This window comes from Acidocella sp. (assembly GCF_013044125.1).
Lineage (GTDB): Bacteria > Pseudomonadota > Alphaproteobacteria > Acetobacterales > Acetobacteraceae > Acidocella.
The window spans coordinates 1-16,196 of the sequence record NZ_JABEVC010000092.1 but is presented as its reverse complement, the minus strand read 5'-3'; the positions used below and the strand labels follow the sequence as shown (position 1 = coordinate 16,196).

The 16,196-nt window shown below is 65.5% G+C and carries 14 protein-coding genes; 5 read left to right on the top strand and 9 right to left on the bottom strand.

Annotated features, from left to right (window positions below):
- The first annotated feature begins 276 nt into the window (after window positions 1-276).
- A complete protein-coding gene (locus HKL97_RS05675; protein WP_291423308.1) occupies window positions 277-2,280 on the top strand; it encodes a DUF2849 domain-containing protein in 2,004 nt (667 codons plus the stop codon).
- Complete coding sequence (locus HKL97_RS05670) at window positions 2,267-2,743, top strand: DUF934 domain-containing protein (RefSeq protein WP_291423306.1); 477 nt, start codon at window positions 2,267-2,269, stop codon at window positions 2,741-2,743. Before HKL97_RS05675 ends, HKL97_RS05670 begins: the two co-directional genes overlap by 14 nt.
- A 129-nt stretch (window positions 2,744-2,872) precedes the next feature.
- Here HKL97_RS05670 and HKL97_RS05665 read toward each other — a convergent pair whose 3' ends face one another.
- The 6 genes from HKL97_RS05665 to HKL97_RS05640 form a co-directional block, all read right to left on the bottom strand.
- Window positions 2,873-4,243 carry an NAD-dependent succinate-semialdehyde dehydrogenase gene (locus HKL97_RS05665; protein WP_291423304.1) on the bottom strand — a complete coding sequence of 457 codons (1,371 nt, stop codon included), beginning with the start codon at window positions 4,241-4,243 and terminating at the stop codon, window positions 2,873-2,875.
- Window positions 4,244-4,393: 150 nt separating this feature from the next.
- On the bottom strand, window positions 4,394-6,022 hold the full coding sequence (locus HKL97_RS05660) for an acyl-CoA dehydrogenase family protein (protein ID WP_291423302.1): 1,629 nt from the start codon (window positions 6,020-6,022) through the stop codon (window positions 4,394-4,396).
- Between the two features lie 89 nt (window positions 6,023-6,111).
- A complete protein-coding gene (locus tag HKL97_RS05655) occupies window positions 6,112-7,086 on the bottom strand; it encodes a DUF535 family protein (protein WP_291423300.1) in 975 nt (324 codons plus the stop codon).
- 119 nt (window positions 7,087-7,205) lie between these two features.
- On the bottom strand, window positions 7,206-9,086 hold the full coding sequence (gene uvrC, locus HKL97_RS05650; protein ID WP_291423299.1) for an excinuclease ABC subunit UvrC: 1,881 nt from the start codon (window positions 9,084-9,086) through the stop codon (window positions 7,206-7,208).
- A 208-nt stretch (window positions 9,087-9,294) separates the two neighbouring features.
- Window positions 9,295-9,705, bottom strand: coding sequence for a dihydroneopterin aldolase (locus tag HKL97_RS05645; RefSeq protein WP_291423297.1), 411 nt, complete (start codon window positions 9,703-9,705; stop codon window positions 9,295-9,297).
- Between the two features lie 76 nt (window positions 9,706-9,781).
- Window positions 9,782-10,831 (bottom strand): NAD(P)-dependent alcohol dehydrogenase, encoded by a 1,050-nt coding sequence (locus HKL97_RS05640; RefSeq protein WP_291423295.1) that lies wholly within the window; start codon window positions 10,829-10,831, stop codon window positions 9,782-9,784.
- A 148-nt stretch (window positions 10,832-10,979) separates the two neighbouring features.
- Between HKL97_RS05640 and ahcY the strand changes: the two genes are divergently transcribed.
- The gene (gene ahcY / locus HKL97_RS05635; protein WP_291423293.1) at window positions 10,980-12,287 is read left to right on the top strand and encodes an adenosylhomocysteinase; all 1,308 of its coding nucleotides are present in this window, start codon (window positions 10,980-10,982) and stop codon (window positions 12,285-12,287) included.
- Window positions 12,287-12,691 (top strand): DUF4149 domain-containing protein, encoded by a 405-nt coding sequence (locus HKL97_RS05630; protein ID WP_291423291.1) that lies wholly within the window; start codon window positions 12,287-12,289, stop codon window positions 12,689-12,691. The genes ahcY and HKL97_RS05630 overlap by 1 nt, the downstream gene beginning before the upstream one ends.
- Here HKL97_RS05630 and HKL97_RS05625 read toward each other — a convergent pair whose 3' ends face one another.
- From HKL97_RS05625 to tsaD, 3 genes are read right to left on the bottom strand one after another with little or no spacing between them, the layout of a single operon-like run.
- Entirely contained in the window at window positions 12,692-13,645 is a 954-nt protein-coding gene (locus HKL97_RS05625) for an NAD(P)H-dependent glycerol-3-phosphate dehydrogenase (RefSeq protein ID WP_291423289.1), read from the bottom strand.
- Entirely contained in the window at window positions 13,638-14,450 is an 813-nt protein-coding gene (locus HKL97_RS05620; RefSeq protein WP_291423287.1) for a 23S rRNA (adenine(2030)-N(6))-methyltransferase RlmJ, read from the bottom strand. Before HKL97_RS05620 ends, HKL97_RS05625 begins: the two co-directional genes overlap by 8 nt.
- The gene (tsaD, locus tag HKL97_RS05615; protein ID WP_291423285.1) at window positions 14,447-15,496 is read right to left on the bottom strand and encodes a tRNA (adenosine(37)-N6)-threonylcarbamoyltransferase complex transferase subunit TsaD; all 1,050 of its coding nucleotides are present in this window, start codon (window positions 15,494-15,496) and stop codon (window positions 14,447-14,449) included. Before tsaD ends, HKL97_RS05620 begins: the two co-directional genes overlap by 4 nt.
- Window positions 15,497-15,540: 44 nt before the next feature.
- On the opposite strand from tsaD, the gene hemC reads away from it, so the two are divergent.
- Window positions 15,541-16,196 (top strand): hydroxymethylbilane synthase (gene hemC, locus HKL97_RS05610; protein WP_291423283.1); only part of this gene is annotated, 656 nt, incomplete at its 3' end.

The window sequence follows — 16,196 nt, the reverse complement described above, 5'->3', positions numbered from 1 at the left end:
CCCCGGGCCTGAATCCCCGCGCCCCGCGCCCCGCCGTGGTTGGAAGAGTTTTGCACCCCGCTCCCCGATGTTGGGAGCAAATTTCTTCCAACTCCCCCGGGAGAGAGAGAACATCGGTTCATTCTTTTCAGCCTTGTTTCATCAGGGGGGCTGCGCGCCGGAACCGCCCTCCGCCCGCCCGGCCGGGCGGGTTTCAATCTCCTCGCCCATACCCTATTTCAGCTCAGCGCCCTGGTGGCGCGATGGTCCGAGTTCAGGGAAGCGAGTGGATTGAGTATGCCGTTAAGTATCATTTCCGCCAATCGTCTGCGTGATGGCGCCACCGTCTGGCGCACGGCCAGCGGCGAGTGGGCCGAGCAGGTGCAAGCCGCCGGTCCCCTCGATGCCGATGCCCTGGCGATCGGCCTGCAAGAGGCCGCCCTGCAGCCGCAGGTGGTGGTGGATGTCCACGAGGTTCCCGTCACCCTTGAGTCGGATGGCACCCCGCTCCCCGCCACCCAGCGCGAGGCAATTCGCGCCGAAGGCCCCTCCGTCCGCCCGGACCTCCCCGTCAGCACCTGGGGCGCGCGCGGTGGCGCCCTGCCGCCGCTGCCCTCGGCCACCTCAACGTCCCCCTTCGCCGGGATTTACCGCTACGACGATTACGACCGCCAGTTCCTGCGTGACCGTGCCGCAAGCTTCGGCGCGCAGGTTGCCCGCCGCCTTGCCGGCGAGCTGAGCGAGGATGAGTTCAAGCCGCTGCGCCTGATGAACGGCCTCTACCTCCAGCTCCACGCCTACATGCTGCGCGTGGCCCTGCCTTATGGCATCCTCAGCGCCTCGCAGCTGCGCCAGCTCGCCTATGTCGCCCGCCATTATGATCGCGGCTACGGCCATTTCACCACCCGCCAGAACATCCAGTTCAACTGGATGCGCCTGGAGGATGCCCCGGCGGTCCTGGCCTTGCTGGCCGAGGCTGACATCCACGCCATCCAGACCAGCGGCAACTGCGTGCGCAACGTCACGACGGATGAATTCGCCGCCGCCGCCGCGGATGAAATCGTTGACCCGCGCGTCTACGCCGAAATCCTGCGCCAGTGGTCGACTGACCATCCCGAGTTCACCTATCTCCCGCGCAAGTTCAAAATCGCCATCACCGGCTCCCCGCAGGACCGCGCGGCCGTGCGCGTGCATGACATCGGCATCATGGCGCGGCGCAACGCGCAAGGTGAGCCGGTGTTCCAGATCTTCGCCGGCGGCGGCCTCGGCCGCATTCCGGTCATCGCGGTCAAGCTGCGCGACGAGCTGCAGGTGCACGACCTGCTGCGTTATGTTGAGGCCATCCTGCGCGTCTACAATGCGCTGGGCCGGCGCGACAACATCCACAAGGCGCGCATCAAAATCCTCATCCGGGAGATGAAGCCCGAACACTTCATCCAGATGGTCGAGGACGAATTCGCCGCCATGCCCGCTGATTATTGCGTGCTCGCGGACGATGTGGTGGCCGCTGTCGGCGCCCGGTTCATCCCCCCGCCGTTTGAAACCCTGGAGGCAGAACCTGCGGCCTTCACCGAGGCGCTGAAGCGCGACCGCGCCTTCCGGGCCTGGGTGCGCACCAACACCCATCCGCATCGCCGGCCCGGTTACATCTCGGCGGTCATTTCGCTGAAAACCCCCGGCAGCATCCCTGGTGACGTCAAGGCCGGCGAGATGGACAAAATCGCCGATCTCGCGGATCGCTTTTCCTTCGGCGAGCTGCGCGTCACGCATCAGCAGAATATGGCCGTCCCGCATATCCGCAAGGCCGAGCTTCATGAATTCTGGTCTGAGCTTGTCACCCTCGGCCTCGCTGCGGGCAACATCGGCCTGGTGACGGACATCATCGCCTGCCCCGGCATGGATTATTGCGCCCTGGCCACGGCCCGCTCCATCCCGGTCGCGCAGCGCATCGCCGAGCGTTTCGCCGATCCGCAGCGCCAGCAGGACATCGGCCCGCTGGATCTCAACATCTCAGGCTGCATCAATGCCTGCGGGCATCACCATGTCGGCCATATCGGCCTGCTCGGCGTCGATAAAAGCGGCACGGAAGTCTACCAGATCACCCTGGGCGGCGCCTCGGATGAAAAAGCCGCCATCGGCACCATCATCGGCCCGGCCGTGCCCACCGAGCAGGTGCCCGAGACGGTGGAGAAAATCGTCAACGCCTATATCGCGCACCGCACCGAGGGCGAAACATTCATCGACACCTACCGCCGGCTTGGCCTGGCGCCGTTCAAGGAGGCAGCTTATGGCAATCATTAACGCACAGGGCCAGGAAGTTGCGGACAGCTGGAGCGCCGCCGCGCCCGGCGCCGCCCCCGCACCCTACACCATCATCCCCCTGGCGGAGCTGCCCCCGGCCGGCTCGCCGCTGCCCGCCCCGCTCGGTGTGCAAATCCCCCCTGGCGCGGCGCTGGAGACCATCGCCCCCCGCCTGGGCAGCTTCGCCCTCATCGCCATCGAATTTCCCAAATTCCGTGACGGCCGGGGCTTCACCCTGGCGCGCAACCTGCGGCTTAAATACGGCTTCAAGGGCGAAATCCGCGCCGTCGGCCATGTCATCCCGGACCAGTTCGCCGCCTTGCTGCGTTGCGGCTTCTCCACCTTGAGCACCTCGCCCGAGCACCCCGCCGCGCAGTGGCGCCTGGCGTCCAGCACGCCGGAAAACCCGGCGCATCCGGGGCAGTTGCTCTCGCGGCTCATGAGCCGCGGCCTGGCGGCGTAACAGCCGCCGCCACCTGTGCGCGGCACGCCAGAGCCTGATTGGTTTAAGTGAGATCAGGCTCTGGCCATTGTTTCTGAGGGCGATTCACGCTTTCGGCTCGCTCACCTGAGCGAGCCTCAAACGATCGCGCTAATCCGCCGCGCGCAGCACCGTCTTCAGGTTCATGAACTCATGCAGCCCATGTGTCCCCAACTCGCGGCCATGGCCTGAGCGTTTGATCCCACCGAACGGCGCTTCCGGCGAGGAGGCGAGCATCTGGTTGATCGCGGTCATCCCCGCCTCAATATCGCGGATGAAATGCTGCTGCTCCTGCGCGTCGCTGGTCCAAACTGAAGACCCCAGGCCGAAGGGAATATTATTGGCGATGCGGATCGCCTCATCGATATCCGCCGCGCGGAACAACATCGCAATCGGCCCGAAAATCTCCTCATGCATCAGCGGGCTGTCCAGCGGCACCTCGGTGAGAATCCCAGCCGACATATAAGCCCCCGGCCCCGGCAGCGCCTCGCCGCCGAACAATAGCTTGGCCCCCTGGTTTTTGGCCTCCACAAGCTGCTGCAGCACCGTGTCGCGCTGCTCGAAGCTGGAGAGCGGCCCCATATCAGTTGCCGGGTCCATCGGGTCGCCCGCTTTCACAGCCTTCATCGCGGTTGAGAACTTCGCAAGAAACGCCTCGTAGATATCCGCATGCACGATCATCCGCTTGCCGCAGATGCAAGACTGCCCGGCGTTCTGAATCCGCGCCTTCACCGCCATGCGCACGGCCGTATCCAAATCAGCCGAGGGCATCACGATGAACGGGTCCGATCCGCCAAGCTCCAGCACGGCCTTTTTCAGCTGCCGCCCAGCCTCCCCGGCCACCGCCATGCCTGCTCCCTCGCTGCCCGTCAGCGTCACCGCGACAATCCGGTCATCCGCGATGATATCCGCGACCGCCCCGGATTTTATAGCCAGATTCTGAAACAACCCAACCGGCGCCCCGGCCGCCACCACCATTTCCTCCAGCAGCCCCGCCACGCCCTGCACATTGCTGGCATGTTTCAATAACCCAACGTTGCCCGCGAGAATGGTGGGCGCGATGAACCGCACCACCTGCCAGTACGGAAAATTCCAAGGCATAACCGCCAGCACCGGCCCCTGCGGCAGCCAGTGCAGCTCCGCGCTCCCGCCGGTGCTCAGCGCATGGCGCAGCGGCACCAGCATGGCCGGGCCATGCTCGGCGTAATGATGGAACGCCGCGATGCATTTCTCGACCTCGCCAACGGCCGAGGCATAGGTTTTACCCATTTCCATCGTTGCCATGCGGGCCAGCCGGTCCTTGTTCACCTCATACTGTGCGGCGATTTTTCTAAGCAAATCCGCGCGCGCGCTGACCGGGCTTTCCCGCCAATGCTGATAAGCCGCCGCCGCCTTGCGGAGTTTATCCTCCACCTCGGCGCTGGAGAGTTCCGCGTAGGTTGCAATTTCCTGGCCGTTCGCCGGATTAACGCTCTTGAACATCTTTTGGCTCCCTTGAAAGACTGGCTTCTGAAAGACTGGCTGTTTGCAAAAAGCTAACGGCTGCCCCGCCGCCGCGCGGCGCCGCCCGGATATTCCCCGTCAGCTTATGCCGCTCCCCGGTTAGACACAACGCCGCCCCCGGCTCCCGGATTAATAAGGCTCCGCGGCGGCGGCGCGGCGGATGATCGCGCGCGGGTCCACCCCCTCCGGCAGCGTGCCAAATGTCATCCCTGCCGCGCCGTTCAGGCGCGCGGCGCAGAACGCGGCGGCGATCCCGGGCGGCGCGTGGCGCAGCAGCAGGCTGGCGGCAAGGCCAAGGGCGAGGTGTTCCGCCAGCCGCCTGGCGTTGCGTTCTTGCGGTTCCGGTGCGGCAGTCCGTAACCAGGCATCCAGCGCGGGGTGCCGGCCAGCGGCCAGGGCGATCTCCGCGCGCAGCAGCCCCGCCGCCTCCGGCTCGCGGGCGAGGGCGCGCAGCACGTCCAGGCAGATGACATTGCCCGAGCCTTCCCACAGCCCGTTCACCGGCGCATCGCGGTACAGCCGCGCCAGCACATCCTCCTCGACATACCCATTACCCCCATGGCACTCCATGGCCTCCGCCGCGACCACCGGCGCCCGCTTGCAGACAAAATATTTCGCCAGCGGTGCCAGCACGCGGTTCAGCACCCGCTCGGTAGCATCGCGCGGGGCGGCGTCCAGCGCGGCGGCGGCGCGCATCGCCAGCCACATCGCGGCCTCGGATTCCAGCGCCAGATCCGCCAGCACATTGGCCATCAGCGGCTGGTTGACCAGCCTGTGCCCGAAGGCGCGGCGATGCGTGGCGTGGTGGATCGCCAGCGCCACCGTCTGGCGCATCAGCGCCGCCGAACCTAGCGCGCATTCAAGGCGGGTGAGATGCGCCATCTCCAGCACAAGCCTGATGCCATGCCCCTCCTCGCCCAGCATCACCGCCTCCAGCCCGCGGAACTCCACCTCCGCCGAGGCGTTGGAGCGATTGCCGCATTTATCCTTCAGCCGTTGCAGCAACAGAAAATTGCGGCTGGCGTCATCGCGCCAGCCTTGCGCCAGAAAGCAGGAGACTCCCCCCGGCGCGCGCGCCAGCGTGAGAAAAAGATCGCTGGTGGGAACCGAGAAAAACCATTTATGCCCGGTCAGCCGCCAGGTGCCGTCACCCGCCGCAACCGCAACGCTCTGCGTCTGCCGCAAATCCGAGCCGCCCTGTTTTTCCGTCAGCGCCATCGCCACGCCGAGCGCGGTTTTTTGCTCCGACGGCAAGGGGCGCGGGTCGTATCCGGGGGAGAGAATTTTATCCTGGTATTTCGCCAGCGCCTCCGGCTGGTGGCGCAGCGCCGCGATGGCGGCGAAAGTCATCACCGCGGGGCAGCCAACCCCGGCTTCCCCTTGCGCCCATAAATATGAAAGCCCCGCCCGCGCCACATGCCCGCCGGGGCGCGCGGCGGTCCAGCCCAGCGCGTGCACGCCATCCGCGCGGATCATCCCCATCAACTCATGCCACGCGGGAGAAAATTCAACCATATCAATGCGGTGGCCAAAGCGGTCATGTGTGTGCAGCTCTGGCACGCAGCGGTTGGCGATACGGGCCAGATCCTGCACCTGCGCGGAGCCCACCCGCGCGCCGCAGGCATGCAGCCTGTCCTCCGCCCACCCGGCGCCAAAAACCTCAATGGCGGCGCGCAGCGCGGCATCGGTGGTGTAGGCGTTAAAGTTGACCAACTCGCCGGGCTGGTTGGTTACCTCATGGGTCGCATAGCCTGACATGTTCCCCTCCGCTTTATAAAGCAGCGTTATGAGGCACATGGGGGTGGCGCCGGCTTTTTGCCAGCACCGGCGCCGGGCTGGCGAGGGTTTTAGCGCGCCAGACGCTGAATTCCGGCGTTGATCTGGTCCACCAGCGCGTAACGGGCGCGCCAGGCGCTGCGCTTAGGCGGCGCAACCTCCTCGATTGAGCGGCGCGGGCGGATTTTGGGCAGGAGGAAGAAATCCCCCGCCACCCGCACGCCGCCCAGTTCTTCCCAAAAGGAGTCGTAATCGGCGTACCAGCCGGTTTTTTTCTGCCATAGGCCATGGCGGAAATGCCCGGCGTTGGAAATCGCCATGAGGTCGGCGGTGCCAAGCCGCTCAGCCAGCGCATAGGCGGCATGGACCACCGCATCCTTCGGCCGCAAGCCGAACAGCTCCTTGGTCGCCAGCACGGTGACAGCCTTGCTGTCCGCGCGGCTAGCCCCCTGCAAACCCCCGATCCACAGGCTGGGCGGCGCCCCCGGCTTCATCGCGCCCGCCACCAGGGAGAGGCTGGCCACGCGCACATTTCCCTCCACCCGGAACAGGTCGACGCTCAACTCACCCTCGCGAAAGTTCAGGAAATTGAGCGACAGCGAAATGCGGTACAGCGCATCCTGCTTGCCCTTCAGCTCCACCAGAACGCATGGTTGCTCGCGCAATACGCCGGCGACAAAAGCTGTGCCGAGGGTTGCCAGCAGATGGTCATAATGCGTGGTGAGCAGATTGTGTTTGGCCGCCTGCGGCAGGGAATGGTGCAGATAGCGCTGCCCGCTTTTGCGAACCACGTCATAGGGGATCTTCTCCAGGCCGCAGATCGTGCGGATGCGTTCCAGCTCATCCAGCCAGCGCAGCGTCGCGATGGGCGAGCGCGCGAACCGCCAGCCCAGCCGGAAGGCCTTGCGGACATCTTTCCGGGCGATCTGCGCGGCAAGCTGCTCATGCAGCAAGCCCCAGGCGCTGGGGGGGCGGATGCGGCGCGGCTCGTCCGTGCATGTGGGGTCAGTCTGTGCCTGCGGCGGCACACCAGTAACAGTCTGCAATGAAATACCTTGGGCGGCGGCGCCCGGTTTGATGAATGAATCCGGTCTTGCCCGGTTCATCGCACAAGTAACGAAACAGGTCCATTGTAATTGTGAGATTTAGTTCCACAGTAGCCGCGCTAGGTTTCCTCCATGCGCACGCCGGGGTGGAAATAAGCATATACCGCGCGCGCGGTGGCGCGGTTGATACCGGGGACGGCCTCCAGGTCCTTCAGCCCGGCGCCGCGCACATCGCGCGCCGCGCCGAAATGCATCAGCAGCGCTTTTTTGCGCGCGGCCCCCACGCCGGGCACATCATCCAGCTCCGAGGTGGTGATTTTCTTGCTGCGCGCGTTGCGATGGGTACTGATGGCGAAGCGGTGCGCCTCGTCGCGCAGGCGTTGCAGGAAGTAGAGCACCGCATCGCGCGGCGGCAGTTGGAAGGGCTCGCGCCCGGCCATGAAGAACCATTCCCGCCCGGCGTCGCGGTCCGGCCCCTTGGCGATGCCCACCAGGGGAATATCGGAGAGGCCGAGTTCCTCCATGATCGCGCTGGCCGCCGAGAGTTGCCCGGCGCCGCCGTCAATCAACACCAGGTCCGGCCAGTTCTCGCTCTCGCGGCCGGGGTCTTCGGCCAGGGTGCGCGAGAAGCGCCGGCGCATCACCTCGCGCATCATGCCAAAATCGTCGCCGGGGGTGATGGCGGATTTGATGGCGAACTTGCGATAGGCGGATTTGTTGAACCCCTCCGGCCCGGCCACGACCATGACACCGTAAGCATTGGTGCCCATGATATGCGAGTTGTCATAGGTCTCGATGCGTTTTGGCGGCTCGGGCAGGCCAAACAGCTCCGCCGCGGCGGCGAGCAATTTGCCCTGGCCGGCGGTCTCGGCGAGCTTGCGTTCCAGCGCCTCGCGCGCGTTGGTCTGGGCGTGTTGCACCACGTCGTGTTTTTCACCGCGCTGGGGCACCAGCAGGGTAATTTTCCGCCCGGCCTTCAGCGAGAGCGCCTCAGCCAGCAACTCCGGCTCCTCGGCCTCATGGCTGAGCAGGATGAGTTGCGGGGCGGGCTTGTCGTCATAGAACTGCGCGATAAAGGCGCTGAGCACCGCGCCGGGTTCGGCGTCCCTGGCCTGCGAGGGGAAGAAGCTGCGGTTGCCGTTGTTGCGCCCGCCACGGATGAAGAACACCTGGATGCAGCTCTGCCCCGCCTCCTGGTGCAGGGCGACCACATCGGCATCCGTCAGGCTGGCGGGGTTGATGACATCGGTGCCCTGGATATGCGAAAGCCCGCGGATACGGTCGCGGATGGCGGCGGCGCGCTCAAACTCCAGATGCCCGGCGGCCTCCTCCATGGCGGCGGCCAGCTCCTGGCGCACCGCGCCTGACTTTCCCGAGAGAAACGCCTTGGCCTGGTCCACCAGGGTTTTGTACTCCGCCTCGTTCACCCGGCCCACGCAGGGCGCGCAGCAGCGCTTTATCTGGAACAGCAGGCAGGGCCGGGTGCGGTTGGCGAACACGGTGTCGGCGCAGGTCCGCAGCAAAAAGATGCGCTGCAGCGCCTGCACAGTCTGGTTGACCGACCAAACCGAGGCAAACGGCCCCCAATAGCTCCCCCGGCGCACCTGTGCGCCGCGATGCTTGGCGATCTGCGGAAACGGGTGGTCCTCGCTCAGCATCAGCCAGGGGTAGGATTTATCGTCGCGCAGCAGAATATTGTAGCGCGGCTGCAGGCGCTTGATGAGATTGGCCTCCAGCAGCAGCGCCTCGGCCTCGGTATGGGTGGTGAGAATCTCCATCGCGGCGGTCGCGGCCACCATGCGGCGCAGACGCTCAGGCAGGCGGGCGAGCTGGGTGTAGGAGACGACGCGTTTTTTCAGGTTGCGCGCCTTGCCGACATAAAGCGCGTCGCCCTTGGCATCCAGCATCCGGTACACGCCAGGGTTGCCCGGCATGGTCTCCAGCGCCGTCAGGATAATTTCGACGCCTGTGGGAATATCGGCCTTATCCCCGTTTGTCATGATAACCTTGTGGATAACTCTGTGGAAACTGTGTAACGCGCGAGGCCCCGGCGGGCAGATGATCAAACCGTGCAAAACGCCATAATTTCGACGGGAAAATATTTAACATTATGATTTTGCAGCAAAAAATACGAATGTCATGTAACACGCATGAAACAGTTGCGGCCCGGAACCCCTTGACTCAACGCAAGTTTTGGGAAGTGGACAACTAAACGTTCCGCCGCTCGATCTCCACACCGGCCGAAGCCGCATCCTTGAAGACATCCAGCTTTTCCACGCGCACCCTGGCGGTGCGAACCCGCTCGTCGCGAAGGCAAACCTCGCACAACCGTTCGGCCAGCGTCTCCACCAACTGCACATGGCCGGCGGTCGCCATGGCGCGCACATTGTTCACAATTGTCTCATAATCCACGACACGGCCAAGCTCATCCTGCCCAACGGCGGCGCGCGAGAGGTTGGCGGCGCCTTCGTCGGCAACGGCAAGGTCGATATTGATACGCACCCGCTGCCGGCCGTTATGTTCGTGCGGATGCACGCCGATGGAGGCGTTGAGCATCAGGTCGCGAATGAACATGTGGCGCGTGGCGCGCGTGGCGTCGGCGTAACGGGGCTGGTCCATGGGAGCAGGTTTTGCGCCGCCAGCGGCGCCGTGGCAATCTCCACGGCGCCCGGCAGCAATGTTTAACGCGCCGCGCTCACGCCGTGAGCGAGGCCATGTCGATCGAGAACCGGTACTTCACGTCGCTTTTCAACATGCGCTCATAGGCTTCGTTAATTTTCTGGATCGGGATGATCTCGACATCGGCGGTAATGTTGCGCGCCGCGCAGAAATCAAGCATCTCCTGGGTTTCCGCGATCCCGCCGATCATCGAACCGGCAAAATTGCGCCGTTTCATGATGAGCGGAAACACCGCGATCGGGAGCGGGTGCTCCGGCGCGCCCACCTGCACCATGGTGCCTTCGCGCTTGAGCAGGTTGAAATAGGGTGTCAGGTCATGCGAGGCGGAAACCGTATCGATGATCAGGTCGAAGCTCTCCGTATGCGCGGCCATCTGCGCGGCATCCTTCGAGATTACCACCTGCTCGGCGCCCAGCTTCTTGCCATCCTCGACCTTGCCGGGCGAGGTGGTGAACAGCACCGTCTGCGCGCCCATGGCGTGCGAGAGCTTCACCCCCATGTGGCCGAGGCCGCCCAGCCCGATGATGCCGACCTTCTTGCCAGGCCCGGCGCCCCAGTGCTTCAGCGGCGAATACAGCGTGATGCCCGCGCAGAGCAGCGGCGCGGTGCTGGCCAGGTCCATCCCTTCGGGGATGCGCAGCACAAAGGACTGATCCACCACGATGCTGCTGGAATAGCCGCCGAACGTCGGCCCGCCGATCACAGGCTCGGTGCCGCCGTAGGTGCCGACGTTGCCCTTGTCGCAATACTGCTCCAGCCCTTCAACGCAGGAGGGGCAGGTGCGGCAGGAATCCACCATGCAGCCAACGCCGACATATTCGCCCACCTTGTACTTGCTCACACCCGCGCCAACGCTGGTCACGCGGCCGATGATCTCATGCCCCGGCACGGCGGGGTATACGGTGAAGTGCCATTCGTCGCGGGCGAAATGCAGGTCTGAATGGCAGACCCCGCAATAGAGAATCTCGATCTGGACATCATCGGCGCCCACGTCGCGCCGGTTGAAGGTGATGGGCGCAAGCGGCGTGGTCGGGCTGGCGGCGGCAAAGCCGGTGCAGGTAAGCATTTAGACATCTCCAGTATTGTAAGGGCTTGTAGTTATGGTCGCCCCCCGCAATGTACAATACGCGGCGCACATAATGCGGGCGGCAGTTGGCAGCGCGCGGCCAACAGAATAAGGGAGCGCAGGAATTTTGTATCGAAGGAATGAACTGATGCCGGATGTGAACGTGGCGGCTGACTACAAGGTTAAGGACATCTCCCTGGCAGCCTGGGGCCGCAAGGAGATCGAGATGGCGCAGGACGAAATGCCCGGGTTGATGGCGTTGCGCGCCGAGTTTGGTAAGGACCAGATCCTGAAAGGTGCCCGCATCGTCGGCTGCCTGCACATGACCATCCAGACCGCCGTGCTGATCGAGACGCTGACCGCGCTGGGCGCCTCGGTGCGCTGGTCCTCCTGCAACATCTTCTCCACCCAGGACCAGGCCGCCGCCGCCATCGCCGCGACCGGCGTGCCGGTGTTCGCCTGGAAGGGCATGAGCGAGGAAGAATTCTGGTGGTGCATCGAGCAGACGGTGACCGGGCCGGACGGCTGGGTGCCAAACATGATCCTCGATGACGGCGGCGATGTCACCAAGCTGATGCACGACAAATACCCGGACATGCTGAACCATGTGAAGGGCATCTCCGAGGAGACCACCACCGGCGTGCACCGCCTGTGGGAAATGGCCCGCGCGGGCGAGCTGCTGGTTCCGGCCATCAACGTGAACGATTCCGTCACCAAGTCGAAGTTTGACAATCTCTACGGCTGCCGTGAGAGCTTGGTGGATGGCATCCGCCGCGGCACGGATGTGATGATGTCCGGCAAGGTCGCCGTGGTCGCCGGCTTTGGCGATGTCGGTAAGGGCTCCGCCGCCAGCTTGCGCAATGCCGGCTGCCGCGTGCTGGTCACCGAGATCGACCCGATCTGCGCCCTTCAGGCTGCGATGGAAGGCTATGAGGTTGTCACCATGGACGATGCCGCCCCGCGCGGCGATATTTTCGTCACCGCCACCGGCAATGTCGATGTCATCACCATCGAGCACATGCGCGCCATGAAGCACCGCGCCATCGTCTGCAACATCGGGCATTTCGACAGCGAAATCCAGATTGAGTCGCTGCGGAACCTGAAGTGGGACAATGTGAAGCCGCAGGTGGATGAGATTGAGTTCCCTGACGGCAAGCGCCTGATCGTGCTCTCCGAGGGCAGGCTGGTGAACCTGGGCAACGCGACCGGGCACCCGAGCTTCGTGATGTCGGCCAGCTTCACCAACCAGGTGCTTGCGCAGATCGAGCTGTGGACAGCCCCGGCCGGCAAGTACGAGAACAAGGTGTATGTGCTGCCGCGCCATCTGGATGAAAAGGTCGCGGCGCTCCATCTCGCCAAAGTCGGCGCCAAGCTGACGCAGCTGACCACGAAGCAGGCCGATTATCTTGGCCTGTCGCAGCAGGGGCCGTTCAAGCACGAGCTTTACCGCTACTAATGCCAACCACCGGCAACATCCTGGTGGCGCTGGGCTTGGCGGCCCTGACCGGCGGGATGTTGTTTTTCGGCGCTGTCATGGCGCCGCTCGTGTTCACCAAACTACCGGCGGAAGCGGCGGGGAATTTCATCCGCGCCGCTTTCCCGTTTTATTATGCGTATATCATCGCCACATCCGCGCTGGCGGCGGGCGGTTTTTTGCTGCGCAGCCAATATGGCGCGGCCAGCGCCTTGTTCGCCCTCATGGCAGTAACCGTATGGCTGCTGTTCGGCTGGATGCCACACCTTGAAGCGATGCGTCTGGCGGGAGACACCGCCGGTTTCGCGCGCGGGCACCGCATATCTGTATGGATCAACGGCGCGCAGCTGCTCACCGCCCTGGCGCTGCTGGTCCGCAACGCCTGATCATTCGTCCTTCAGCGCCCGGCCCATCAGCTCGGCCATGGTCTGGGCGATGCCCGCGCCCCCGGCCAGCAGCTTCGCCACCGCGGCGGTAATTGGCATGTCCACCCCGGCGGCGGCGGCGCGCGCGAGCAGCGCGGGCGCGGTGGTAACCCCCTCTGTCACAGCCGTCCGCCGGCTGAGAATTTCCGCCAGCCGTTCGCCCTTGCCCAGCGAAAACCCCAGCGAGAAATTGCGGCTGCCCGGCCCGGTGCAGGTGAGCAACAGGTCTCCCAGGCCCGAGAGGCCGGAGATGGTTTCCGCCTTGCCGCCCAGCGCCGCGGCCAGCCGGGAGATCTCCGCAAGCCCCCGGGTGATCAGCGCGGCGCGCGCGTTTTCGCCAAGCCCTGCTCCCATCACCACGCCGGCGGCGATCGCGATGACATTTTTCGCCGCCCCGCCAAGTGCGGCCCCCAGCGCATCGGCGCTGCCGTACAGGCGCAGCGTATCGGTTTTCAGCGCGGCGATCAGCATTGCCCGCAACCCGGCATCGGGCGTGGCGAGCACGGCGGCGGCGGGCAGCATGGCGGCGACCTCATGCGCGAAATTCGGCCCGCTGAGCATGGCGGCGGGGCGCTCGGTCACGATCTCCGGCGCCAGCAGCAGGCTGGCGCTCTCCAGCCCCTTGCAGCACAGCACCAGCGGCGCGTTGCCCGGCAGGTTCGGCAGCGCCGCGCGCAGGTGCTGCATCGGCACCGCCACCACATAAATATCAGCGGCGGGAACCTGCGCGGTGATGCGCAGATTGTCCGGCAGCACCGCGCCAGGCAGGCGAATGTTGTGGCGGGTCACGCGCATGATATCCGCGCGCTCGGCATCGCGCGCCCACAGCGTAACGTTCTTGCCGGCCTGGGCCATCAGCACCGCCAGCGCCGTGCCCCAGGCCCCGGCGCCGATCATGGCAATTTGTTCACTCATCGGTTATTCTCTCAATTCCCGCCGCGCTTCCTGGTTCGCCCAGAATGACCCTCAAGGCATCTAATACCGGCAGCGCCGCCTGCGCAAAACCATAGGGCGGGTTGATGACGAGCACGCCGCAGCCATTGAGCCGCGCCGGGTCCAGCGCCGGGCGGCGCAGCAGTTCGGTGGCGATGACATCGCGCACCCCGCCCAGTTGCAGCGTCTCGAAAAACGCCCGCACCGGCGCTCGGTGCTTGATGGGATACCACACGGCATAAACCCCGGTGCGGAATTTGGCGTAGGCGGCCAGCAGGTTCTTCGCCAGGGTGGCGAATTCGTCCGGGCGCTCGAACGGCGGATCGATCAGGATCAGCCCGCGTTTTTCCGGCGGCGGCAAAAATGCGCGCAGGGCCTCAAAGCCGTCGCGCTCATGCACTGCCACGCCCGGCGCGTTGCGGAAATTACGCCGCAGCGTGGCGGCATCCTCCGGGTGCAGTTCGCAGGCCACCAGGCGGTCCACCGGACGCAGCAGCGCGGCGGCGATGGCGGGGGAGCCGGGGTAGAGGCCAAGCTGCCTGATCAGCGTGGTGTACTCCGCCAGCGCCGGGTCGTGCGCGGCCAGCACCCGGCCGATCCCCTCGCGCCATTCGCCGGTTTTCTCCGCCGGGCCGCCTGTAAGGTCGTAGCGGCCGATTCCGGCATGGGTGTCGAGCACCAGCAGCGGCTTATCCTTGCGCTGCATCGCGCGCAAAAGCTGGATCAACAGCGCATGTTTCACGCAATCAGCGAAATTCCCGGCGTGGAAGGCGTGGCGGTAGTTCATCGCACCCCGTCTCGCGCCAAATCTTCCAGCGGCCAGCGTGGTTTGCAGGGCGCGGTAAGCGGGTCGGTCAGCCCGGCACGCAGGCGCTCAACGCCGGCCCAGGCGACCATCACGGCATTATCGGTGCACAGGCGCAGCGGCGGCGCGATCAGGTTTTTGCCCTGGGCGGCGCAAAGCGCCTCCAGCCGTGTGCGAATCGCTGTGTTCGCGGCCACGCCCCCGGCGATGATCACAGCCGAGACATCCTGGCGGAGCACGAACGCATTGGCCAGCCGGTCAGCCAGAATATCGGTCACCGCGGCCTGGAAACTGGCGGCGATGCTGGCGGCAAGCGGGCGGGGCAGGGCGGCGCTGCCTTGCGCCGCCACCAGCTGCGCCACAGCTGTCTTCAGCCCGGAGAAGGAGAAATCGCACCCAGCCCGGTGCAGCAGCGGGCGGGGCAGGGGGTAGGCGCTCGCATCGCCCTCGCGCGCCAGCGCTTCCAGCGCCGGCCCGCCGGGGTAGGGCAGGCCGAGCAGCTTCGCGGTCTTGTCGAATGCCTCGCCCACCGCGTCATCCAGCGTGGTGCCAAGCTTGCGGTAGCGCCCTACGCCCTCCACCACCACGCACTGGCTGTGCCCGCCCGAGAGCAGCAGCAGCAGATACGGAAATTGCGGCTGGGCGGCGCTCAACCCCGGCAGCCGGGCGGTGAGCGCATGCGCCTCCAGATGGTTGATGGCGATATAGGGCAGGCCCGCCGCGATCGCCGCGCCCTTGGCAAAGCCGGTGCCCACCAGCAACCCGCCGATCAGCCCCGGCCCCGCCGTGGCGGCAATCGCGCCCAGCTGCGCATAGCCAACCCCGGCCTCGCGCAGCGCCGCGCGTACCAGCTCCGGCAGCGCCGCCAGATGCGCCCGCGCGGCGATTTCCGGCACCACCCCGCCCCAGGGCGCATGGTCGGCGATCTGGCTCAGCACCAGCTCGGAGAGAATCCGCCCGTCCGCCGCCAACACCGCGGCGGCGGTTTCATCGCAGGAGCTCTCGATGCCCAATACAATCTGACTCATTGCCACTACTTTTCTTTCCTCGACGCACGCTCTAGACCACCCTCGTGAAAACCGTAACACCCCCCCTGAAACCGCACCGCCGCGACCTGCCCCTCAAAGCCGGCACCCGTGGCTCCCCGCTCGCTCGCGCCCAGACCGCGACCTTCCTGGCCCTGCTGCGCCAGTTCTGCCCGGTTCTGCGCGGTATGGAGGTGTTCGAGGAACATATCATCGTCACCACCGGCGACGCGGTGCAGCACCGCCCCCTCGCCGAGATCGGCGGTAAGGGCCTCTTCGCCAAGGAAATTCATGAGTCGCTCCAGGAAGGCCGGATCGATTTCGCGGTTCACAGCCTGAAAGACCTGGAAACCACCCTGCCCGAAGGCGTCACCTTGGCCTGCACCCTCAAGCGCGAGGACGCGCGCGATGTGCTGATTTTACCATCCAGCCATGCCGCCGTTGATGCCGCCGACCCCTACGCCGCCCTGCCTCATGGCGCGCGGGTTGGTTCCGCCTCGGTGCGCCGCCAGGCGCAGCTCAAACACGCCCGGCCCGATCTTGAGTTCTCCCTGCTGCGCGGCAATGTCGGCACCCGGCTGGCCAAGGTCGAGACCGGCGAGTTTGACGCGACCCTTCTGGCCTACGCTGGGCTGCGCCGCCTCGGCCTCGCTGACAAGGCCAGTATCGTGCTGAGCCCTGAACACATGGTCCCCTCCGCCTG

Excerpts from the sequence above, each read along its gene's own strand:
- HKL97_RS05675 (WP_291423308.1), top strand. The coding sequence starts at position 277 with ATGCCGTTAAGTATCATTTCCGCCAATCGTCTGCGTGATGGCGCCACC.
- HKL97_RS05670 (WP_291423306.1), top strand. The coding sequence starts at position 2,267 with ATGGCAATCATTAACGCACAGGGCCAGGAAGTTGCGGACAGCTGGAGC.
- HKL97_RS05665 (WP_291423304.1), bottom strand. The coding sequence starts at position 4,243 with ATGTTCAAGAGCGTTAATCCGGCGAACGGCCAGGAAATTGCAACCTAC.
- HKL97_RS05660 (WP_291423302.1), bottom strand. The coding sequence starts at position 6,022 with ATGTCAGGCTATGCGACCCATGAGGTAACCAACCAGCCCGGCGAGTTG.
- uvrC (WP_291423299.1), bottom strand. The coding sequence starts at position 9,086 with ATGACAAACGGGGATAAGGCCGATATTCCCACAGGCGTCGAAATTATC.
- HKL97_RS05645 (WP_291423297.1), bottom strand. The coding sequence starts at position 9,705 with ATGGACCAGCCCCGTTACGCCGACGCCACGCGCGCCACGCGCCACATG.
- HKL97_RS05640 (WP_291423295.1), bottom strand. The coding sequence starts at position 10,831 with ATGCTTACCTGCACCGGCTTTGCCGCCGCCAGCCCGACCACGCCGCTT.
- ahcY (WP_291423293.1), top strand. The coding sequence starts at position 10,980 with ATGCCGGATGTGAACGTGGCGGCTGACTACAAGGTTAAGGACATCTCC.
- HKL97_RS05630 (WP_291423291.1), top strand. The coding sequence starts at position 12,287 with ATGCCAACCACCGGCAACATCCTGGTGGCGCTGGGCTTGGCGGCCCTG.
- HKL97_RS05625 (WP_291423289.1), bottom strand. The coding sequence starts at position 13,645 with ATGAGTGAACAAATTGCCATGATCGGCGCCGGGGCCTGGGGCACGGCG.
- HKL97_RS05620 (WP_291423287.1), bottom strand. The coding sequence starts at position 14,450 with ATGAACTACCGCCACGCCTTCCACGCCGGGAATTTCGCTGATTGCGTG.
- tsaD (WP_291423285.1), bottom strand. The coding sequence starts at position 15,496 with ATGAGTCAGATTGTATTGGGCATCGAGAGCTCCTGCGATGAAACCGCC.